The sequence below is a fragment of the Mycobacterium sp. NGS64 genome, from assembly GCF_059812245.1.
Window position 1 is genome coordinate 973826 of sequence record NZ_JCALCI010000001.1, and the last position, 21022, is coordinate 994847.

The following is a 21022-nucleotide window of genomic DNA, read 5'->3' on the forward strand; positions in this document are numbered from 1 at the left end:
CCGTGCGGATGCGCCTGCGGGGCCTGGAGCTGCCCGGCGAGACCGAGATCGAGCTGTGGGTGGTCGACGGCCGCATCAGCGCCGAACCGGTTGCGGGCGCCGACACCGTCTTCGAGGGCGGCTGGATCGTGCCCGGCCTGGTGGACGCGCACTGTCACGTCGGTCTCGGCGACGACGGCGAGATCCCGCTCGAGGAGGCCATCGGCCAGGCCGAGACCGAGCGCGACGTCGGCGCGCTCCTGTTGCGGGACGCCGGCTCACCGACCGACACCCGCAGCCTCGACGAGCGCGACGACCTGCCCCGCATCATCCGGGCCGGCAGGCACCTGGCCCGGCCCAAGCGCTACTCGCGCGGCTTCGCGGACGAACTCGAGGACGAATCCCAGCTGCCGGACGCGGTGGCCCGGGAGGCCAAGCGCGGCGACGGCTGGGTCAAGCTCGTCGGCGACTGGATCGACCGCGGCGTCGGCGACCTCGCCCCGCTGTGGTCCGACGACGTGCTCAAGGCCGCGATCGACGCCGCGCACGCGCACGGCGCTCGCGTCACCGCGCACGTCTTCAGCGAGGACGCGCTGCCCGGCCTGCTCAACGCCGGCATCGACTGCATCGAACACGGCACCGGGCTCACCGACGACACCATCGCCCTGATGCTCGAGCACGGAACCGCACTGGTGCCCACGCTGATCAACACCCTGGAGAACTTCCAAGGCATCGCGGACTCCGCGGCGCGCTACCCGGCCTATGCCGCGCACATGCGCGACCTGCTCGCGCGGTGCCCGGCGCGCACGGCCGCGGCGCGCGAGGCGGGCGTGCCGATCTACGCCGGCAGCGACGCGGGCACCATGATCGCGCACGGGCGGATCGCCGACGAGGTCGAGGCCCTCAAGGGCATCGGGATGAGCCCCACCGAGGCGCTGGGCGCGGCGTCCTGGGACGCCCGTCGCTGGCTGGGCCGGCCCGGCCTGGATCACGGGGCGTCGGCCGACCTGCTGTGTTACTCCGAGGACCCCAGACAAGGCCCCGGCCTGCTGAACCGGCCGGACCTGGTGATATTGCGCGGCAAGGCCTTTCGGCCACATGGCTAGGCGCGCGCGGCGCCGCGATCGTGGTTAGGATCGCGTGATGGCGTTGGCCAGCGGCGCGACCTTCGCCGGTTACCTGGTCGCGCGGAGGCTGGGTTCTGGAGCGACTGGTGCGGTCTATCTTGTCCAGAACCCCCGTTCGTCGCGCTGGCAGGCGTTGAAGGTCCTGACGCCGGCGCTGTCGGCGGACGGCGAGTTCCGCCGGAGGTTTTGGGCGGAGAACCCGATCGCCACGAACCTCTATCACCCGAACATCGTCGAGGTCCGCGACCGCGGCGAGTTCGACGACGAGTTGTACGTCGCGATGGAGTACGTCGAGGGCATCAACGCCGCGCGGCTGATCTCCGATCGATTCCCGGCCGTCTCGCCAGTAGGCGAGGTGCTGTCCATCGTGACCGCCGTCGCCGACGCGCTCGACTATGCGCACAAACGAGGACTGCTGCACCGCGACGTCAAGCCCGCCAACGTCTTGCTGACGGGCCGCGGGGAGGGTGAGCAACGGACCCTGTTGACCGACTTCGGCATAGGCGGCCGGCTCGGCACGGCCGGCTACGCCGCGCCCGAACTGGCGGGCGACGGCGCCGACGGGCGCGCCGACCAGTACGCGCTGGCCGCCACCGCGTTCCACCTGTTGGCCGGCGCGCCGCCGCCACCAGGCACCGCGCTCAGCGACCTGCGCCCGGAATTAGCGGGCCTGGACGTCGTGTTCACCCGCGCGCTCGCGACCAGCGCCGGCGACCGGTTCGAGACCTGCGGCGAATTCGCCGAGGCGTTGAACGACCAGGCGGGCGCCCGTAGCCGCGACCGCAGCCCCGAGGCCGTCCTCGTGGCCGATTACCCGGCCTACTCCTGCCCCGTCCCGCCCGCGGCGGCCCCGTTGGCCGACCGCCCCGACGACTTCGTCGCGGATCGTTCCGGGGCGCCCGCACCCGATGCGGCCAAGGCTCCGGCGGCCGCACCGAGGACGCACCGCCGCCGCAGGATCGCGCTGGGCGCCGCGGCGCTGGTGGTCGTCGGTGGGCTGCTCGTCGCGGGCTTCGTCGGCGAGCGCAAGACCGACGCGACCGCCGCCCCCGCCGCCCATCCGACGGTGAGCGCGCCGGCCGCCCCGATCCCGCTCGACGGCACCTACCGCCTCGAGGTGCAGCGCAGCCGGCAGACGTTCAACTTCACGCCCGAGCCCCAGCCGCCCGACGTGACCACCTGGTGGGCCTTTCGCTCGTCGTGCGCGCCCGGCCCCTGCACCGCCGTCGGCGCGCCGCTGGACGACAACGACCACACGCAGGCGAAGCCGACAGTCGCGCAGCCGGTCGTGCTGCAATTCCGCGATGGTCGTTGGGTGTCGCGGGCGGAAGAGGGAACGTTCCCCTGCATCGCGCCCGATGGCGCCGAGCGGACGCAGGCCACGACGCAGGTGCTGTCGCTGCGGCCGCGCCCGCAAGGCGGGCTCGCCGGGGAAATGACCGTCACCGTGCGCAGCAACGAATGCGACCAGCAGGGCGCGGTGCTCCGGGCTCCCGCGCAGGCCACCCGCAGCGGCGACGTGCCGCCCGGTGTCACGGTGCCCGATCCCCCTCGCTGACTTGACCAGGCATTTTCTCGCGGCCGGACACGCCTGGCGAAAAGATTGCGAGTACTTGCTATCTATGTTACGGTTCCTGGCACCCGACCAGCTTGGAGGCAACGGTGGCCTACGACGTGATCATTCGCGACGGACTGTGGTTCGACGGCACTGGCCGTGCGCCGCAGACGCGCACCCTTGGAATTCGCGACGGCGTGGTGGCCACCGTGTCCCGCACGCCGCTGGACGAGACCGGCTGCCCGGAGGTGATCGACGCGGCCGGCAAGTGGATCGTGCCGGGCTTCATCGACGTGCACACCCACTACGACGCCGAGGTGCTGCTGGACCCGGGGCTGCGGGAGTCGGTGCGCCACGGCGTCACGACGGTGCTGCTGGGCAACTGCTCGCTGTCGACGGTGTACGCCGATTCCGAGGATGCGGCCGACCTGTTCAGCCGGGTCGAGGCGGTGCCGCGCGAATACGTCTACGGCGCTTTGGATTCCCACAAGACGTGGTCGACGGCCGCGGACTACATCCGGGCGCTCGACGCCCTGCCGCTCGGGCCGAATGTCGGTTCGCTGCTTGGCCATTCGGACCTGCGGACCGCGGTGCTGGGTCTCGATCGCGCCACCGACGAGACGGTCAAGCCCACCGAGGCCGAGCTGGACAAGATGGCGGCGCTGCTCGATGAGGCCCTCGACGCCGGGATGCTCGGCATGTCCGGCATGGACGCGGCCATCGACAAACTCGACGGCGACCGCTTCCGGTCGCGCGCGTTGCCGTCGACGTTCGCGACGTGGCGGGAGCGGCGCCGGCTGATCAAGGTGTTGCGCAAGCGCGGCCGCATCCTGCAGAGCGCGCCCGACGTCGAGGACTCGAAATCCGCACTGCTGTTCTTTCTGGCCAGCAGCCCAATGTTGGGGTGGCGCAAGGCAGTTCGGATGAGCCTGCTGGTGTCGGCGGATGCGAAGTCCATGCCGCTGGCCGTGCACACCTTCGGGCTCGGCACCCGCCTGCTGAACAAGTTCCTGGGTTCGCGGGTGCGCTTCCAGCACCTGCCGGTCCCGTTCGAGCTCTACTCCGACGGCATCGACCTGCCGGTCTTCGAGGAGTTCGGCGCCGGGACGGCCGCCCTGCACCTGCGCGACCAACTGCAGCGCAACGAGCTGCTGGCCGACAAGGACTACCGCCGCAAGTTTCGGCGCGAGTTCGACCGGATCAAGCTCGGGCCATCGCTGTGGCACCGCGACTTCCACGATGCGGTCATCGTCGAGTGCCCCGATAAGTCGTTGATCGGCAAGAGCTTTGGCGCGATCGCCGACGAGCGCGGGCTGCACCCGCTGGACGCGTTCCTCGATGTGCTCGTCGAAAACGGTGAGCGCAACGTCCGGTGGACGACCGTCGTCGCCAACCACCGGCCCCGGCAGCTCAACAAGCTCGCCGCCGAGCCCAGCATCCACATGGGCTTCTCCGACGCCGGGGCGCACCTGCGCAACATGGCGTTCTACAACTTCCCGCTCAAGATGCTCAAGCGCGTTCGCGACGCGCACCGGGCCGGCGCGCCGTTCATGTCCACCGAACACGCGGTGCACCGGCTGACCGGCGAACTGGCGCAGTGGTTCGGCATCGACGCCGGCACGCTGCGCGAGGGCGACCGCGCGGACTTCGTCGTGATCGACCCGGCCGGCCTCAACGAATCGGTGGACGGCTACCACGAGGAGGCGGTGCCGTTCTACGGCGGCCTGCGGCGCATGGTCAATCGCAACGACGACGCAGTCGTCGCGACCGGTGTGGGTGGCGAGGTCGTCTTCCGCGCGGGCCAATTCCGGGAGGGCTACGGCCAGACCGTGAAGTCGGGCCGCTACCTGCGGGCGGACCAGCGCAGCCTGGGCCGCAGCGTGGAGAAAGTCGGGGCCTGACATGGCCAGGACCCAGCAGCAGCGCCGGGAGGAAACCGTCGCCCGGCTCCTCGAGGCGTGCATCGACACCATCATCGAGGTCGGCTACGCACGGGCGTCGGCCGCGGTGATCACCAAGCGCGCGGGGGTTTCCGTCGGCGCCCTGTTCCGCCACTTCGAGACCATGGGCGATTTCATGGCGGCGACCGCGTCCGAGGTGTTGCGCCGTCAGCTGGAGTCGTTCACCAAGCGGGTTGCCGAGATTCCGGCCGACCAGGCCGCCTTCGAGGCCGCCTTGGCGATTCTGCGGGATATCACCAGCGCCCCCACCAACGCCGTGCTCTACGAGCTGCTGGTGGCCGCGCGCACCGACGAAAAGCTCAGGGACACTTTGCAACACGAGCTGGGGCAGTACTCGGCGAAGATCCACGACGCCGCGCGGGCGATGCCCGGCGCCGAGGGAATCGACGAGGAGACGTTCCCGGTGGTCGTCGCGCTGATGACGAACGTGTTCGACGGCGCCGCCGTGGTGGAGGGGGTGCTGCCGCAGCCGGCGATCGCGGAGCGGCGGATACCGGTGCTGACGGGGCTTATGCGCGCGGCGCTGCCGAATGTTGGCTTGTGAGAACCGGTTACAGCGAGCCCACACCGGTCTCGGGGTTGAGCGCGAAGCCCCAGTCGAACAGGCTGCCGGCCTGATCCCAGTACGTGGGTCCGCCCTGTTTCACCAGCCCGTACATCATCGCGATCACCAGCCGGCGACCACCGCGGGCGGCCGCGCCGACGAAGGTCTTGCGCGCCGCGTCGGTGAAGCCGGTCTTGCCGCCGATGGCGCCGGGGTAGCGCTGTAGCAGTTCGTCCTGGTTGGTGATCGGTTCGTCGCCGTGGTCGCCGGGGAACATCGCCGACGGCTCGGCGGTGATCTGCGCGAACACCGGGTTGGCCATCGCGGCGCGGAAGATGACGGCCAGGTCGTGTGCCGTCGACGCTCCGGAGCCGCGGGGGCCGTCGAGGCCGGACGGGGTCGCCGCGAAGGTGCTCGTCGCGCCCAGGGACGCGGCCTTGGCATTCATCTTGGCCACGGCGGCGTCCGCGCCGCCGAGCAGGTGCGCCAAGGTGTTGGCCGCGTCGTTGCCGGAAACCAGCAACAACGCGTCCAGCAATTGGCGCGCGGTGTAGGTGCGGCCCGGCCTGATGCCGACGCAGTTGCACTCAACCTCGGTGTCGGCGACATCGGCGACGACGGTGGAGTCCAGGCTCACCTGGTCCAGCGCCACCAGTGCCAACAACACCTTGATGGTGCTCGCCGGCGGGTGGGGGACGTTCGCGTCGCGGGCGGCCAGCACCTGACCGTTGTCCAGATCGGCCACGATCCAGGTCTGGGCCGGCCCGTCCGGGATCGGCACCGAGCCGATCGGCTGCGTGCTGTCGGCCCGGGAAGGCGTCGCTCCCGCGATGGCACCGGCCGCCAGCAGGGCGGCGACGGCGGCCATGAGCTTGCGCATGGCCGCACAGTTTAACCTTCCGGGTCCGTGCGACGGGCCCGCTGCCAGTAATCAGGGTGTCGAAAGTCCTCGCGGACCGCCCAATCTCGCTAGCGTCAGCGTTCGACGCTTCCGTGTGGTGATTCGTTGACTACCGGGTTGGAGGGCGACGATGTCGTACTTGGCGGCGATCCCGGAGACGGTGTCCTCGGCGGCCTCGGATCTGGCCGGCATCGGCGCGTCGATCAGCGCGGCCAATTCCGCGGCGGCGGCCTCGATCACGGATGTGGTCGCGGCGGCCGACGACGAGGTGTCGGCGGCCATCGCATCGCTGTTTTCTGGTCAGGGCCAACAGTTTCAGGCGCTCACCGCTCAGGCGGCGACGTTTCATACCCGGTTCGTGGCGGCGTTGACCGACGCGGGCCATTCGTATGCGGCCGCCGAAGCGGCCAACGCCAATCCGTTGCAGACCCTGGAGCAAGACGCAGTCGGGGCGATCAATGCGCCGACCAACGCGTTGTTGGGGCGCCCGTTGATCGGTGATGGCGCCAACGGAATAGCCGGCGGCACACTGGCGCAAGCCAATGGCAGTCCCGGCGGGATCCTTTTCGGCAATGGTGGGGCCGGCGCGACCGACGCGGCTGGACAGGGCGGCACCGGCGGGGCTGGCGGGCTGATCGGTAGCGGGGGTGCCGGCGGCGCGGGGGCCAACGGCGGTGCCGGTGGCAACGGCGGGGCCGGCGGATTGCTGATGGGCAACGGCGGCATGGGCGGGGCTGGTGGTGCCAGCACCGACGGCGCCGCCGGCGGGGGCGGTGGCGCCGGTGGGTCCGCGGGCTTTCTGGGCAACGGGGGCGCCGGTGGCAACGGCGGTGCCGGCGGCAGTGCGACCGTCGCCGCCGGTAACGGCGGGGCCGGTGGAGGTGGCGGGGCCGGCGGTCGCGGCGGATATCTCGTGGGGGAGGGCGGGCGCGGCGGTAACGGTGGCGTGGGCGGGGACGGCGGTGCCATCAGCGGCGGCACCGTCTTATCCGGCGACTTCGGCGGGGCCGGCGGTGACGGCGGTGTCGGCGGGGCGGGCGCCGGGCTGATCGGCAGAGCGGGTGACGGTGGTGCCGGCGGGACAGGTGGCGCCGCGGGGGCCGTCACCAGCGCCACCGTCTACTCCGGCGACACGGGTGGGGCGGGTGGCGCCGGCGGCGTCGGTGGTCTCGCCTTCGGCGGTCACGGCGGTAACGGCGGTGCCGGCGCGACCGGTGGTGCCGCCGGGAACGTCACCAACAGCACCGTCTACTCCGGCGACACCGGCGGAGCCGGTGGCGCCGGCGGCGCTGGTGGCCTCGCCGCGATATTCGGTGCCGGTGGTGCCGGCGGTGTCGGCGGTGACGGAGGTGCCGGCGCGACCGTCACCAACAGCACTGTCGCATCGGGCGATACCGGCGGGGCGGGCGGCGCCGGCGGTGCCGCCGAGCTTGCCGGCTTTTTCAACAACGGCGGTGCCGGCGGTGACGGCGGCAACGGCGGTAGCGCCGGAGCCGTCACCGGCGGCTCCCACATCACCACGGGCGACGTGGGCGGGGCCGGCGGTACCGGCGGCGCTGGAGCCATATCTGGGTTTGTTGGTAACGGCGGTGCCGGCGGTAACGGCGGAAACGGCGGTGGCGCCGGGGCCGTCACCGGCTCCGATGTCACCACGGGCGACGTGGGCGGGGCCGGCGGTGCCGGCGGTGCCGGCAGCCGTATGGGGTATTTCGGTGCCGGCGGTAACGGCGGTGCCGGCGGTCATGGCGGTGACGGCGGGGCCGTGAGTGCATCCAGCACCGTCTCCACCGGGGACAACGGCGGTGCCGGCGGTGCCGGCGGGACCGCCGCCGGCGGCCCGGTCGTCGGCACCGAGTTCTTCGCGAGCCACGGCGGTAACGGCGGGGCGGGCGGCTCCGCCGGGACCGTCACCGACAGCACCGTCCACTCCGGCGACAACGGCGGCGCCGGCGGCCTCGGCGGGGACATCTTGGCTGGCCACGGCGGTGACGGCGGTAATGGCGGGGCCGGCGGTAATGGCGGGGCCATTAGCAACAGCAGCGTCACCGTCGGTGACGACGGCGGGGCCGGCGGGGCCGGCGGCGCCGGCAACATTGGCGGGAATTTCGGTCCGGGTGGTAACGGTGGCGCCGGCGGTCATGGCGGCGACGCCGGGTCCGTGAGCGCATCCAGCATGGTCACCACCGGCGACGACGGCGGTGCCGGCGGGGCGGGCGGCCGCGGCAACATAGCCGGGTACGTCGGCAACGGCGGCAACGGCGGCCCGGGTGGGGCAGGTGGAGCGGGCGGAGCCGTGAGCGGGTCCAGCACCGTCATCAGCGGCGACGACGGCGGTGCCGGCGGGGCGGGTGGCGCCGCGAACCATGCCGGGTTTGGCGGGAACGGCGGCAACGGCGGCGCGGGTGGGGCAGGTGGAGCAGGTGGGGCCGCGAGCGGGTCCAGCACCGTCACCACCGGCGACATCGGCGGGCTCGGCGGGGCCGGCGGCGCCGGCAAGGTTGCCGGGGACGTCGGAAACGGCGGGAACGGCGGCAACGGCGGCGCCGGGGGTGCTGCCGGGGCCGTCACCGACAGCGCCATCTCCTTCGGCGACATCGGTGGAGCAGGTGGGGCCGGCGGGACCGGCGGCGTCGGCCCCGTGTTCGGCAACGGCGGGGCCGGTGGGGCCGGCGGCGCCGGCGGGACCGCTGGGGCCGTCACCAACAGCACGATCGCCACGGGCGACGTCGGTGGTGCCGGTGGCTCCGGTGCTACCGGCGGGACCAGCGAGTTCGGCATCGGCGGGCACGGCGGCGCCGGCGGCGCCGGCGGAATCTCCGGGGCCGTCACCGGCAGCGAACCCGGCACCGGGGACACGGGCGGAGCGGGCGGGGCGGGCGGCGCCGGCGGTCAGGTGATCGGCATCGGCATCGGTGGCGACGGCGGGACGGGCGGCGCCGGTGGCAACTCCGCAACCGGCCACGGCGGAGACGGCGCTGACGGTGGCGACGGCGGCGGGCCCGGGCTGATCGGACCCGCCGGTCCGGGCGGCCCCGGCGGTGTGGGCGGCACCGGCCCTGCCGGCAACGGCACAAGCGGCCAGCCGGGCCAGCCCGGCTAACTTCCGGCCTAGCGCCAGGGCATGTCGCGCCAGGAGTAGTTCGCCCCGTCGCCGATGTCGTGCACGCCGTAGTAGTCCCAGTAGTAGTCGTGGCAGACGTTGCCGTCCCATGGGACGGGCCGGCCCGCCGGAAGGACGTCGCCCGGGCACCAGTGCTGGCAGGATTTTCCGGCCGGGCACGGGGCGGCCTGGGCGACGGGCGCCGCCAGTCCCGCGCCGCCGAGCATCGACAGCGCCGTTGCTAATCCTGCGATGATGGCCTTCATACCCACGGGATTATTCCGCGTGGTGGGCGCCGGTGTCCTGCGAAAACGGGAGAAACGCCCCGTCGGGTTCATGTCGGGCTCCTTCGTTGCTGGAGGCCCGGATGGGCCGCTGCAACAAGTGGACACCGGCCCTTGCCGATACCGATCCCAACTCTTACGCCGCGAGCCCCGCGATGAAGTCGGCGACCGAACGGGGTTCGCGGCGCAGAATGGCTTGCAGCACAAGCGAATTCCCGCCGTGAAAGCCGTGCCGGTCGTAGTCTTCGAACATCGTGGCCAGGCCCTCGGGACCTGAGGGGACGTCGTCGGTGTCCTCGGCCCGCAGCGTGCGCCCCGCCACCCGACTCATCATCTCGGCGACCTCGACCCGATCGACCATGCCGCCGGCGGCGAGCTCGAACGTGCCGCGCGACAGGCGCGGCTCGACGAAGGACAACGCGGCCGCCTCCGCGACGTCGCGGTAGTCGACGTAGGTCATCTTCGAGTGCTTCGACCACGGCGCGACGACGGCGCCGGTTTCCAACGCGCTCCGGTAGGCCGCCTCCAGCGCTTGGACGTACATCGCCGGCTGCAGCACGGTGAACTCCAGCTCGGACGCATACAGCGCCTCCTCGACCGGGCGCGTTCCCGCGTGATTCGGCAGGCTCAGCGACGGGTGGTACACACCGTTGTAGACCAGCTTCCCGACGCCCGCCTCGACGGCCGCACCGACCACGTTGAGCGCCATCGACGTGGCATCCGGGTGAAACGCCGGGGTGATCAGGAAGACTGCGTCCACGCCGTCCAGCGCCTTGGCGACCCCGTCGGCGTCGGCCAGGTCCAGCTGCACCGTCTCGGTCGCACCGGCCCGGCGGGCCTCGTCGGCCTTCGCCGGGTCGTGGACGACGCCGCGGACGTCGATTCCCTGAGCGGCGAGGGCGGCGACGACGTGGTGGGCGTACTGGCCCGTCGCGCCGGTCGCCAGGACCCTCATACGCGGGGCTCCCTCGGCCCAACCGGCGTGAGGGCGACCACCGGGATGGTTCGCGACGTTTTGCGCTGGTATTCGGCGAACCCGGGGTAGCGCTCGGCCTGCAGCGCATACTTCTCGTCCCGCTCGGCCCCTTGCAGCTCGGTGGCATGCACGTCGACTATGTCGTCGCCGACTTCGATCCGAGCGTCCGGGTTGGCCTTGAGGTTCCAATACCACGCGGGGTTGTCGTCCGCGCCGGCCTTCGAGGCGAACACGAGGTACCGGTCGCCGTCGGCCAGATACATCATGATGTTGGTCCTCGGCTTCCCGCTGCGCGCTCCGACGGTGTGCAGGATGACCAGCGGTGCGCCGTCGAACTGGCCACCGACGCGACCGTGGTTGGCGCGGAACTCGGTGATATTGCGCTCGTTGAAATCGTTGCCCTCGCTCACGAAATGCCGGGTATCCGATTGCGCGGTCGTGAAACATCACACGCGTTTCCTGAAGCGGAACAAGGGAATCCATCGCTCGGGTTGAGATTGGCAGCCCGACATCGGAAGGAGCGTCTTCATGCGCGTGTACCGGTTCGACGAGCTCACCGGGCTGGATGGATTGCGGATGCACGAAGAACCGGTCCCGTCGCCCCAGCGAGGAGAATTGCTGCTCCGCATCCGAGCGGTCTCGCTGAACTATCGGGACGTGGCGATTCCCCTCGGCAGGTACGTGCGCGACAGCACACCCGGGCTGGTGCCGTGCAGCGATGCCGTCGCTGAAGTCGCCGAGGTCGGCGAGGGCGTCGACGACTTCCGTCCCGGCGAGCGGGTGGTCGGCGCATTCCATTCGAGGTGGTTCGGCGGCCCGATGCCGGCGACGGCGGGTTCCGACAGCTACGGCAGCGGGCAGGATGGCTGGCTGGCCGAGTACAAGGTGGCCTCCCGGGAGGCGGTCGTGCGCATTCCCGACTCCATACCCGACGATCACGCCGCGACGCTGCCGTGCGCCGGGGTCACGGCCTGGAACGCGCTCGGCGGTCCCGCGCCGATTCGCGCGGGCCAAACCGTGTTGACGCTCGGGACCGGCGGGGTTTCGCTGTTCGCGCTGCAACTGGCCAAGCTGGTCGGTGGGCGTGTCGTCGCGACGACGTCGAGTCCTGAAAAGGCGCAGACGCTCAAAGCGCTGGGCGCCGACGACGTCATCGACTACCGCCGCAATCCGAACTGGGGTGAGCAGGTGCGCGAACTGACCGGTGGCCGAGGCGCGGACCGGGTCGTGGAAGTCGGCGGCCCGGCCACCATCGAGCAGTCGTTGCGTGCCGTCGCCGAAGGTGGCGAGGTCACGCTGATCGGCTTTCTCAGCGAAGACAACCCAGGCATCGACTATTTCCTGCTCAAGGGCGCCGGCGCGACGACCCGGTCCATCACCGTCGGGAGCCGGGCCGATCTGCAAGATCTTGTGCGAGCCGTCGGCGCTACCGGGCTGGCACCGGTGATCGACGACGTCTTCGAATTCGATGAGGCGAAAGCGGCGTTCGAGCGGTTACGCGACGGCAAGCACATCGGCAAGCTCGTCGTCCGGATCGGCTGAGCTCGGCGGGTCGGGTCGCGCGGCGACGCCGCCGGCTATGTCATCCCGTTGTTTCCGGGCGGACCGAGCAGCAGCCCGCCGGCGCCGCCGGTGCCGCTGGCGCCAACGGTCGCGCCAAACCCCGCATTGCCGCCGTTGCCGCCGGTGCCGAACAATACGGCGTTGCCGCCGTTGCCGCCGTTGCCGCCGGTCGTTGCGCCTCCGCCGCCGGCGCCGCCGGCACCGCCGGTGCCCAGGAGGAGCTGGCCCGCCTGGCCGCCGGTCCCGCCCGGCCCGCCGGTCGTGCCGGCCGCTCCGCCGGTCCCGCCGGACCCGGCGTCGCCCCAAAGCAGGCCGGCGTTGCCGCCGGTCCCGCCCGCCCCGCCGGTGATGTTGCTATATCCGCCGGTTCCGCCGGCGCCGCCGCCGTTGCCGAGGAGTACCGCCGTGCCGCCGGACCCGCCGTGGCCGCCGGCGAGGACCCCGAACGCGCCGGCCCCGCCGTCGCCGCCGGCGCCTTGCAGCAGACCGGCGCTACCGCCGGCCCCACCGGCTCCGCCGGTGCCTCCGATGCTGACCCCGCCGTCCCCGCCGGAGCCGCCGTCGCCCGCGAGCAGCCCGCCGTTGCCGCCGGCCCCCCCGGCGCCGCCGGTGGAGCTGCTGGCCCCGCCCACCCCGCCGCCACCGCCGCCCGCGCCGGCCAGCCCGCTGAGCAGCCCGCCGGCCCCGCCGGCCCCTCCGGCCCCACCGGGCCCGTCGCCGACCCCGCCGCCACCGCCGACCCCGCCGGCCCCCAGCAGGCCGCCGGCTCCGCCGGTTCCGCCAGCCCCTCCGGCGGCGGTCGAGAACCCGCCGGTGCCGCCGACGCCACCATTGCCGGTCAGCAGCCCGCCGGACCCGCCGGCACCGCCGGCTCCGCCGTTGATCGCACTCGTGTCCGAGCCGCCCGCCCCACCGGCGCCGCCGGTGCCCATCAGCCCGGCGGCCCCGCCCGCCCCGCCGTGCCCGCCCGTCGTGGCGCCGCCCGAGCCGCCGGCGCCGCCGTCACCCATCAACCAGCCGCCGGGCTTGCCGTCGAGCCCAGATCCTGTGGCCGCGTTGGCGCCGTTGCCGATCAGCGGGCGTCCAGTGAGCGCCTCGGCGGGGAGATTCACCGCGTTGTACACCGGCTGCAGGGGTGACGGGACGCCGTTGGCGCCGCTGCCGCCGAGGGTGGCGCCAAACCCGCCGTCACCGCCGTTGCCGGCGGTGCCGATCAGCGCCGCGGTGCCGCCGACACCGCCCGCGCCGCCGGTCGTCAGGCCGGTTCCGCCGGCGCCGCCGGCTCCGCCGTCGCCCACGAGCAGGCCGGCCTGGCCGCCGTGCCCCCCGGCCCCGCCGGTGCCGACGCTGGCTCCGCCGATCCCGCCGATGCCGCCGTAGCCGAACAAGGTGCCGGCGTTGCCGCCGTTTCCGCCGGCCCCGCCGACGAGGTCGCTGAAACCGCCGGCCCCGCCGGCGCCGCCGCTGACGAAGGAGAGCAGGCCGGCATTGCCGCCGTTTCCGCCGGCCCCGCCGGCGACCGTGTGGCCGTAGCCGCCGGCGCCGCCCGCGCCGGGGGCGCCGAACATCAGGCCGGCGTTGCCTCCCGTCCCGCCCGGCCCGCCCCTGGCGGTGCTGCCCCCGCCCGTGCCGCCCGCGCCTCCAGGGCCGCCGAGCAGGCCGGCGTCGCCGCCGTGTCCGCCGGCACCGCCGGCCACCGAGGAGCCGAACCCGCCCGCCCCGCCGTTGCCGCCGCCCGCACCGAACACCCCGCTGATGAGCCCGCCGCTCCCGCCGGCCCCGCCGGCCCCGCCGGTAGTCGTGCCGCTGCCGCCGGCCCCGCCGTCCCCGCCGGCGCTGAACAGCAGGCCGCCGTTGCCGCCGGGTCCGCCGGCCCCGCCGGCCCCGAACGCGTTGAATCCGCCCGCGCCGCCGGCACCACCGCGGCCCAACAGCGGGTCGCCGGAATTGCCGCCGGCCCCACCGGCCCCGGCGGCCATGGTCGCTGTGCCCGGGCCGCCCGCCCCGCCGGCCCCGCCGTAGCCCAGCAGCCCCGACGGGCCGCCGTTACCGCCGGCCTGGCCGGGCCCGCCGGAGCCACCGGCGCCGCCGTTGCCCAACAGCCACCCGCCACCCTGACCGTTTTGACCCGTCCCCGGGGTGCCGTTGGCGCCGTTGCCGATCAGCGGGCGGTCGGTGAGCGCCAGGAAGGGCGCGTTGACCACGTTGAGCACGTCCTGCCCGATCGTCTGCGCGGGACTGGCCGCAAACGCCGCAACGTTGGCGGCCTCCGCGCTGGCATAGGACCCCGAACCCGCGGCCAACGCCTGGACGAACTGCTCGTGAAACGCCGCCGCTTGGGCACTCAGCGCCTGAAACAGCTGACCGTGGCCGGAAAACAACGACGCGATCGCCGACGACACCTCATCGCCGGCGGCGGCCAGCACCGCGGAGGTCGGGGCCGCGGCCGCCGAACTGGCCGCGGTCAGCGACGAGCCGATGCCCGCCACATCCGCTGCGGCCGCCGTCAACACGTCCGTCGCTGCGATGACGTACGACATAGCGAGCCTCCGCCCAAACGCCGGCTACCGATAGTCCGTGGCCTCGGAGTATTCCATCTATTTGGCATCGTTCAACAAGGATTAGCCGAACTTTGAGTATCCATCGTCGGCGGGCGGAAGCACTGGCGCGGAGGATGGCTGATGTCGCTGAACACGTTGCAGTTCCGTCGTGTTCAATCAAGCCATGTTGAGCCTGGAAGAGATTTCCGACCGCTTAGAGATCCAGCAGCTGCTGGTGGACTACTCCACCGCCATCGACAACCGCCGCTTCGACGACCTGGACGAGGTCTTCACGCCCGACGCCTACATCGACTATCGGGCGCTGGGGGGCATCGACGGCCATTTCCCCGAGGTGAAGAAGTGGTTATCCGAGGTGTTGCCGACCTTCCCGGTGTACGCGCACATGCTCGGGAACTTCTCGGTGCGCATCGATGGCGACACCGCCTCGTCTCGGGTGATCTGCTTCAACCCGATGGTGCTGCCGGGCGAGAGCGACCAGGCGCTATTTTGCGGGCTCTGGTACGACGACGAGTTCGTGCGGACCGCCGAGGGCTGGCGGATGACGCGCCGGGTGGAGACGAAAGTCTTCCAGAAGGTGATGTAGCTGGATTTCTGGCGCGCGGCCCTGTTCTGGCACAATAGGCGGCTGTCCGCCGCGCGATTACGGCCGCCCGGTGGTCACACACGCGAGGCAAAACCGGACCCCGGCATCCCGCCCGGGTCGCTGAATTGCAGCGTGACACATCTAGGAGAAGTCGCTTAACCATGGCTGTGAAGATCAAGCTGACCCGGCTTGGCAAGATCCGCAATCCGCAATACCGCATCGCCGTCGCCGACGCTCGGACTCGCCGCGACGGCCGCTCGATCGAGGTCATCGGCCGGTATCACCCGAAGGAAGACCCGAGCCTGATCGAGATCAACTCCGAGCGCGCCCAGTACTGGCTTTCGGTGGGCGCCCAGCCGACCGAGCCGGTCCTCAAGCTGTTGAAGATCACCGGCGACTGGCAGAAGTTCAAGGGGCTGCCCGGCGCCGAGGGCAGCCTGCAGGCCGCGCCGCCCAAGCCGTCCAAGCTGGAGCTGTTCAACGCCGCGCTGGCCGAGGCCGACGGCGCGCCCACCACCGAGGCCGCCAAGCCGAAGAAGAAGGCTTCAACTTCAGGGGCCAAGAAGGCCGCCAAGGCGGCCGAGGCCCCCGAAGCCGCTGAAGGGGCTGCCGAGCCCGCCGCCGAGGCCGAGCCGGCCGCCGAGACCCCCGCCGACGCCGCTGCCGAGCCGGCCGCTGAAGCCGCGCCGGCCGACGCACCGACCGAAGGCTGACCGAGGTGAGCACCGTCGTCGTTGACGCTGTCGAGCACCTGGTCCGCGGGATCGTCGACAATCCCGACGACGTCCGGGTGGACATGGTCACCAGTCGGCGTGGCCGCACCGTGGAGGTGCACGTCCACCCCGACGACCTGGGCAAGGTGATCGGTCGCGGCGGACGCACCGCGACCGCGTTGCGCACGCTGGTCGCCGGCATCGGTGGCCGCGGCATCCGCGTCGACGTGGTGGACACCGACCAGTAGCGGAGCGCTCCCTTGGAGTTAACGGTCGGGCGCGTGGTCAAGGCGCACGGCATCGGCGGCGAGGTGGTGGTGGAAGTCCGCACGGACGATCCCGCGGCACGGTTCGCTCCGGGTAATGCGTTGCGCGCCAAGAACTCCCGTAGCGGCGAGGAGCGCAGCGTCGTCGTCGACCAGGCCCGCGAGCACGGTGGGCGGCTGCTGGTGCGATTGGCCGGCGTGCACGATCGCGACGCCGCCGAAGCGCTGCGGGGCAGCCTGTTCGTCGTGGACTCCGACGAGCTGCCGCCGATCGACGAGCCGGACACCTACTACGACCATCAGCTCGAAGGCCTTGTCGTCCGGACGATTTCAGGGCAGGAGGTCGGCGTCGTCGCCGAGGTGTTGCACACCGCGGCGGGTGAGCTGCTGGCGGTGCGCCGGGATTCCGGCGAACTCCTGGTGCCGTTCGTCAGCGCGATCGTCACGTCGGTCTCGTTGGACGACAGTCTGATTGAGATCGATCCGCCCGAGGGCCTGCTGGAACTGTAGGAGCAGGTGCGCCCGATGCGAATAGATGTCATCACGATCTTCCCGGCCTATCTGGATCCGCTGCGACAGTCGTTGCCGGGCAAGGCGATTGCGTCCGGCCTGGTCGACCTGCACGTGCACGACCTGCGCCGGTGGACCTATGACGTCCACCACTCGGTGGACGACGCGCCGTACGGCGGCGGACCCGGGATGGTGATGAAGGCCCCGGTCTGGGGCGAGGCACTCGACGAGACTTGTTCGGCCGAAACGCTATTGGTGGTTCCGACCCCGGCGGGCGCACTGTTTACGCAGGCGACCGCCCAGCGCTGGAGCACCGAGAAGCACCTGGTGTTCGCGTGCGGACGTTACGAGGGCATCGACCAGCGGGTCATCGACGACGCCGCGCGGCGGATGCGGGTCGAGGAGGTCTCGATCGGGGACTATGTGCTGCCGGGCGGGGAATCGGCGGCCGTGGTGATGATCGAAGCGGTGCTCAGGCTGCTCACCGGGGTGCTGGGCAATCCCGCGTCGCTGCAGGATGATTCGCACTCGCCCGCCCTGGACCGGCTGCTGGAGGGGCCCAGCTATACGAGGCCGCCGAGCTGGCGCGGGCTGGACGTCCCCGAGGTCCTGCTGTCCGGCGATCATGCGCGGATCGCGGCGTGGCGCCGCGAGGTTTCCCTGCGGCGCACCCGCGAGCGCCGCCCGGACCTATTGGGCGACCAGGAGCGCGAGCAGACATAAAAGCCCCGCGACACGCCGAAGATCGGGGGCTTTTGCGTCTGGTGGCGCAGGCAGGTAGCGCAGTCCGCTAGATGCGGCCGTTGGGAAATATCGTCTTGACGGCCTGGGTGATCGTCTGCCGCGCAGTGGCGTCGTCGGACGGCTGCAGCGACTGGACCACCATCACGTAGCGGTGGTCGGCGCCTATCACCCCCGTCGACAGGTGCACCCAGTCGGCGCCGATGCAGCACATCCAGCCCTGCTTGACCGCCACCGGTTCGGCGAACAGGCCGTCGGGGATGCCGAACCGCTGCGGGTAGCCGTCGGCGCCGGTCGGGGTGGACCGGGCCAGATCGTTGACGATGACGCTGGCCCGCGACTTCGGCAGCCCGCCCGTGCCGTCGAGCAGCGCGTCGTAGTAGTGGATCAGGTCGGTCAGCGAGCTCATCGTGTTCCACCAGCGCCCGTCACTGGGCGGGGTGGTGGACGACAGGCCGTACCGGCTCGCGACCTGGGTGATGATGTTGTCGCCGCCGCCCTGGCCCCAGAACTTCTCGGCGGCGCCGTCATCGGACGACTGCAACATGACGTCCAAGGCCTGGCGGTCCTCGGGGGACAGGGCGGCCCTGCCCTGGGACTCCGCCAGCAACAGGTCGTCGGCGATGAAGAGCTTGGCCACCGACGCGGTGCCGATGATCTGGCTGTTGCCGTTGGAGACCAGCTCATGCGTCTTGCGATCCAGGACGGCGACCGACAGCGTGGCCCCGGCGCCGGCGGCCTCGTCGATGGCCTGCTGTATCCGCGCCGGCAGCCCGCCGAACACCGTGCCGGACAGCGCCTGCGGCGGCCCGTGCATCGGGACGGTGTCCAGCAGCAGCTGAACCGTCTCGGGCTGCACCTGGGACTGCCGAACCGGCTCGCTGTGCGCGGCTCCGGCGGACGGCTTTCCCAGGCTTTGCGGCTCCACCAACGCCTCGTCGCACCCGGCCAGCACCAGCGTCACCGCCGCCACGGCGGAGAGCACGGCGAGCGGGCGGGTACGCATGTGTCGGTCTCCTTGGCGTCCTGGGACGTTAAACCTGCACGTGGCCGGGCCGTTTCGACCCGAGTCATGTGTACCATTCACCAGCGCCTTTGGCGTGTTTTGAACCGCAGGGTTTACCTGTGATTTTCAATGCACGCGGGCCGTCTGGCACAATTGTTCAGTTGTCTCGAACCCACTAGCGCGCCGGGCGTTTCCCGGCGGCTGCGAGATGCGCACTAAAAGCCCGAAAACCATCGGCTTGATGACCGCCCCACGCCCGCGTGTGGGCAGCCGTCGCAGGCCGCGACCGCAAGGAAGAGTGTTCGTAGGATGAACCGGCTGGACTTCGTCGACCAGACGTCGCTGCGCGACGACATCCCGGCCTTTAGCCCGGGCGACACCATCAACGTGCACGTCAAGGTCATCGAGGGCGCCAAGGAGCGTATCCAGGTGTTCAAGGGCGTGGTGATCCGCCGACAGGGCGGAGGCATCCGCGAGACGTTCACCGTGCGCAAGGAGAGCTACGGCGTCGGCGTCGAGCGGACCTTCCCGGTGCATTCGCCGAACATCGACCACATCGAGGTGGTGACCCGTGGCGACGTCCGCCGCGCCAAGTTGTACTACCTGCGCGAACTCCGCGGCAAGAAGGCCAAGATCAAGGAAAAGCGCTGACCGGGCCCGGTTCGGAGCAGGTCTGCGGCCACAACCCGTGCTGGCTACGCTGATCTCGTGACCGATACCCCGGACTCACCCGAGCGCCAGTCCGACGCTGGTCAGCCAGAGCCGATGGTCTCCACCGCCGAACCCGACACGCCCCCCGAAGCCTCGGAACCCGAAGCGGCCGAGTCGGGGCGCAAGAAGAAGTCCACGTTCCGCGAGCTCGCGCTGCTCGCGGTGATCGCCGTGGTCCTCTACTACGTCATGCTGACGTTCATCGCCCGCCCCTACCTGATTCCGTCGGAATCCATGGAGCCCACGCTGCACGGGTGTACGGGCTGCGTCGGCGACCGGATCATGGTCGACAAGCTGAGTTACCGGTTCGGCCAGCCGCGGCCCGGCGACGTGATCGTCTTCAAGGGCCCGCCGTCGTGGAACGCCGGCTACAAATCGATCCGTTCGAACAACACCGCGCTGCGCTGGGCGCAGAACGCGCTGTCGTTCATCGGCTTCGTGCCGCCCGACGAGAACGACCTCGTCAAGCGGGTCATCGCGGTGGGAGGGCAGACCGTGCAGTGCCGGGCCGAGACGGGGTTGACCGTCGACGGCAAGCCGCTCAAGGAGCCGTATCTGGATCCGACCACGATGATGGCCGACCCGTCGAAGTACCCGTGCCTGGGCAGCGAGTTCGGGCCCGTCGCCGTCCCGGCGGGGCGGCTGTGGGTGATGGGGGACAACCGGACCCACTCGGCGGATTCCCGCGCCCACTGCACCAGCGTCCCGATCGAAGCCCTCAAGGGCATCCTGTGCACCGGTGACCCGAATTCGGGAACCGTGCCGGTAGCCAACGTCATCGGCAAGGCCCAATTCATCGTGTGGCCGCCGTCGCGGTGGGGCGGCGTCGGGTCGGTGAACCCCCAGCAGAGTCAGTAGCGATGGCCACCACGTGGCCGCCGCGGACCGTCATCCGCAAATCGTCTGGATTGCGCACGCTGGAGTCCGCGCTGTATCGCAGCGGCCTCGGCCCGGTCGCCGGGGTCGACGAGGTGGGCCGCGGCGCCTGCGCCGGCCCGCTGGTGGTGGCAGCCTGCGTGCTCGGCCCGAGCCGACTGGAAAGCCTTGCGGCCCTGGATGACTCGAAGAAGCTCACCGAGAAGGCGCGGGAGAAGCTGTTCCCCTTGATCCGCCGTTATGCGCTGGCGTATCACGTCGTCTTCATCCCGTCGGAGGAGGTCGACCGGCGCGGCGTGCACGTGGCCAACATCGAGGGCATGCGCCGCGCGGTGGCCGGCCTGTCGGTGCGCCCCGGTTACGTGCTGAGCGACGGCTTTCGCGTGCCCGGCCTGCCGATGCCGTCGCTGCCGGTGGTCGGCGGCGACGCCGTGGCGGCGTGCATCGCCGCGGCCAGCGTGCTGGCCAAAGTCAGCCGTGACCGGCTGATGGTCGCGATGGACGCCGATCACCCCGGCTACGGCTTCGCCGACCACAAGGGCTACAGCACCCCGGCCCATTCGACGGCGCTGACCGAGCTCGGCCCCTGCGCCCAGCACCGCTATTCGTTCATCAACGTCCGGCGCGTTGCGACCGGATCCGGTGCGCGCGTAGTGGCGGAGTGCAAACCGGACCCTCCGGCCGAGCCTGGCGAATACCGGTGAGGAAAGATGGGACCAGGTTCCCACGTCAGGGAGAAGGACGTTTGAGCAGATGAGTGCAGAAGATCTCGAAAAGTACGAAACCGAGATGGAGCTCTCGCTGTACCGCGAATACAAGGACATCGTCGGCCAGTTCAGCTACGTCGTGGAAACCGAGCGGCGTTTCTACCTGGCCAACAGCGTGGAGATGACGCCGCGCAACGCCGACGGCGAGGTCTACTTCGAGCTGCGATTGTCCGACGCGTGGGTGTGGGACATGTACCGACCGGCCCGCTTCGTCAAGCAGGTCCGCGTGGTCACCTTCAAGGACGTCAACATCGAAGAGGTCGAGAAGCCCGAGTTGCGGCTGCCGGAGTAGCCCGCG

19 protein-coding genes and 3 pseudogenes are annotated in these 21022 nt (G+C 71.3%); 15 read left to right on the plus strand and 7 right to left on the minus strand.

All coding sequences use genetic code 11. From position 1 onward, the window contains the following. Positions 1-8: 8 nt before the first annotated feature. The 4 genes from AC5Y4S_RS04845 to AC5Y4S_RS04860 all read left to right on the plus strand — a co-directional run bounded on the left by AC5Y4S_RS04845 (position 9) and on the right by AC5Y4S_RS04860 (position 5166). Positions 9-1085: a metal-dependent hydrolase family protein gene (locus AC5Y4S_RS04845; protein WP_500032169.1), complete on the plus strand. Its 1077-nt coding sequence runs from the start codon at positions 9-11 to the stop codon at positions 1083-1085. Positions 1086-1122: 37 nt separating this feature from the next. Next, the gene (locus AC5Y4S_RS04850; protein WP_500030413.1) at positions 1123-2664 is read left to right on the plus strand and encodes a serine/threonine-protein kinase; all 1542 of its coding nucleotides are present in this window, start codon (positions 1123-1125) and stop codon (positions 2662-2664) included. Positions 2665-2756: 92 nt separating this feature from the next. Continuing rightward, positions 2757-4562 carry an N-acyl-D-amino-acid deacylase family protein gene (locus AC5Y4S_RS04855; protein WP_500030415.1) on the plus strand — a complete coding sequence of 602 codons (1806 nt, stop codon included), beginning with the start codon at positions 2757-2759 and terminating at the stop codon, positions 4560-4562. Position 4563: 1 nt separating this feature from the next. After that, on the plus strand, positions 4564-5166 hold the full coding sequence (locus AC5Y4S_RS04860) for a TetR/AcrR family transcriptional regulator (RefSeq protein WP_500030417.1): 603 nt from the start codon (positions 4564-4566) through the stop codon (positions 5164-5166). Positions 5167-5173: 7 nt separating this feature from the next. Here AC5Y4S_RS04860 and AC5Y4S_RS04865 read toward each other — a convergent pair whose 3' ends face one another. Further along, complete coding sequence (locus tag AC5Y4S_RS04865) at positions 5174-6046, minus strand: D-alanyl-D-alanine carboxypeptidase family protein (protein ID WP_500030420.1); 873 nt, start codon at positions 6044-6046, stop codon at positions 5174-5176. Positions 6047-6197: 151 nt separating this feature from the next. Between AC5Y4S_RS04865 and AC5Y4S_RS04870 the strand changes: the two genes are divergently transcribed. Further along, complete coding sequence (locus AC5Y4S_RS04870; RefSeq protein WP_500030424.1) at positions 6198-9167, plus strand: PE family protein; 2970 nt, start codon at positions 6198-6200, stop codon at positions 9165-9167. Between the two features lie 8 nt (positions 9168-9175). Here AC5Y4S_RS04870 and AC5Y4S_RS04875 read toward each other — a convergent pair whose 3' ends face one another. The 3 genes from AC5Y4S_RS04875 to AC5Y4S_RS04885 all read right to left on the minus strand — a co-directional run bounded on the left by AC5Y4S_RS04875 (position 9176) and on the right by AC5Y4S_RS04885 (position 10837). Continuing rightward, positions 9176-9433: a hypothetical protein gene (locus AC5Y4S_RS04875; RefSeq protein WP_500030426.1), complete on the minus strand. Its 258-nt coding sequence runs from the start codon at positions 9431-9433 to the stop codon at positions 9176-9178. A 154-nt stretch (positions 9434-9587) separates the two neighbouring features. Further along, positions 9588-10406, minus strand: a complete 819-nt coding sequence (locus tag AC5Y4S_RS04880) for an SDR family oxidoreductase (RefSeq protein WP_500030427.1) — start codon at positions 10404-10406, stop codon at positions 9588-9590. After that, on the minus strand, positions 10403-10837 hold the full coding sequence (locus AC5Y4S_RS04885) for a nitroreductase family deazaflavin-dependent oxidoreductase (protein ID WP_500030428.1): 435 nt from the start codon (positions 10835-10837) through the stop codon (positions 10403-10405). The genes AC5Y4S_RS04880 and AC5Y4S_RS04885 overlap by 4 nt, the downstream gene beginning before the upstream one ends. A gap of 118 nt (positions 10838-10955) precedes the next feature. Here AC5Y4S_RS04885 and AC5Y4S_RS04890 point away from each other — a divergent pair, with 118 nt between their 5' ends. Next, positions 10956-11969: a zinc-dependent alcohol dehydrogenase family protein gene (locus tag AC5Y4S_RS04890; RefSeq protein ID WP_500030429.1), complete on the plus strand. Its 1014-nt coding sequence runs from the start codon at positions 10956-10958 to the stop codon at positions 11967-11969. Positions 11970-12004: 35 nt separating this feature from the next. On the opposite strand, the gene AC5Y4S_RS04895 is transcribed toward AC5Y4S_RS04890, so the two are convergent. Continuing rightward, complete coding sequence (locus AC5Y4S_RS04895) at positions 12005-14530, minus strand: PE family protein (RefSeq protein WP_500030430.1); 2526 nt, start codon at positions 14528-14530, stop codon at positions 12005-12007. Between the two features lie 184 nt (positions 14531-14714). Here AC5Y4S_RS04895 and AC5Y4S_RS04900 point away from each other — a divergent pair, with 184 nt between their 5' ends. The 5 genes from AC5Y4S_RS04900 (at position 14715) to trmD (ending at position 17346) form a co-directional block, all read left to right on the plus strand. Continuing rightward, the gene (locus AC5Y4S_RS04900; RefSeq protein WP_068113447.1) at positions 14715-15134 is read left to right on the plus strand and encodes a nuclear transport factor 2 family protein; all 420 of its coding nucleotides are present in this window, start codon (positions 14715-14717) and stop codon (positions 15132-15134) included. Between the two features lie 161 nt (positions 15135-15295). Next, positions 15296-15847 (plus strand): 30S ribosomal protein S16, encoded by a 552-nt coding sequence (gene rpsP / locus AC5Y4S_RS04905; RefSeq protein ID WP_500030431.1) that lies wholly within the window; start codon positions 15296-15298, stop codon positions 15845-15847. A gap of 5 nt (positions 15848-15852) precedes the next feature. Continuing rightward, complete coding sequence (locus AC5Y4S_RS04910; RefSeq protein WP_003878715.1) at positions 15853-16095, plus strand: RNA-binding protein; 243 nt, start codon at positions 15853-15855, stop codon at positions 16093-16095. A 12-nt stretch (positions 16096-16107) separates the two neighbouring features. Beyond that, on the plus strand, positions 16108-16623 hold the full coding sequence (rimM, locus tag AC5Y4S_RS04915; RefSeq protein ID WP_500030434.1) for a ribosome maturation factor RimM: 516 nt from the start codon (positions 16108-16110) through the stop codon (positions 16621-16623). Between the two features lie 15 nt (positions 16624-16638). After that, complete coding sequence (trmD, locus tag AC5Y4S_RS04920) at positions 16639-17346, plus strand: tRNA (guanosine(37)-N1)-methyltransferase TrmD (RefSeq protein ID WP_068128212.1); 708 nt, start codon at positions 16639-16641, stop codon at positions 17344-17346. A 67-nt stretch (positions 17347-17413) separates the two neighbouring features. Here the strand turns inward: trmD and AC5Y4S_RS04925 are convergent. Continuing rightward, positions 17414-18220: pseudogene (locus AC5Y4S_RS04925) on the minus strand (serine hydrolase); the annotation flags it as partial. Positions 18221-18285: 65 nt separating this feature from the next. Continuing rightward, positions 18286-18370, minus strand: a pseudogene (locus tag AC5Y4S_RS04930) (hypothetical protein); the annotation flags it as partial. A gap of 309 nt (positions 18371-18679) precedes the next feature. Between AC5Y4S_RS04930 and rplS the strand changes: the two are divergent. The 4 genes and pseudogenes from rplS to AC5Y4S_RS04950 all read left to right on the plus strand — a co-directional run bounded on the left by rplS (position 18680) and on the right by AC5Y4S_RS04950 (position 21016). Next, positions 18680-19021, plus strand: coding sequence for a 50S ribosomal protein L19 (gene rplS, locus AC5Y4S_RS04935; protein WP_066930268.1), 342 nt, complete (start codon positions 18680-18682; stop codon positions 19019-19021). 57 nt (positions 19022-19078) lie between these two features. After that, positions 19079-19939 carry a signal peptidase I gene (gene lepB / locus AC5Y4S_RS04940; protein WP_500030438.1) on the plus strand — a complete coding sequence of 287 codons (861 nt, stop codon included), beginning with the start codon at positions 19079-19081 and terminating at the stop codon, positions 19937-19939. A 2-nt stretch (positions 19940-19941) separates the two neighbouring features. Further along, positions 19942-20677: pseudogene (locus tag AC5Y4S_RS04945) on the plus strand (ribonuclease HII); the annotation flags it as partial. 33 nt (positions 20678-20710) lie between these two features. Then, the gene (locus AC5Y4S_RS04950) at positions 20711-21016 is read left to right on the plus strand and encodes a DUF2469 domain-containing protein (protein WP_003875077.1); all 306 of its coding nucleotides are present in this window, start codon (positions 20711-20713) and stop codon (positions 21014-21016) included. Positions 21017-21022: the final 6 nt, after the last annotated feature.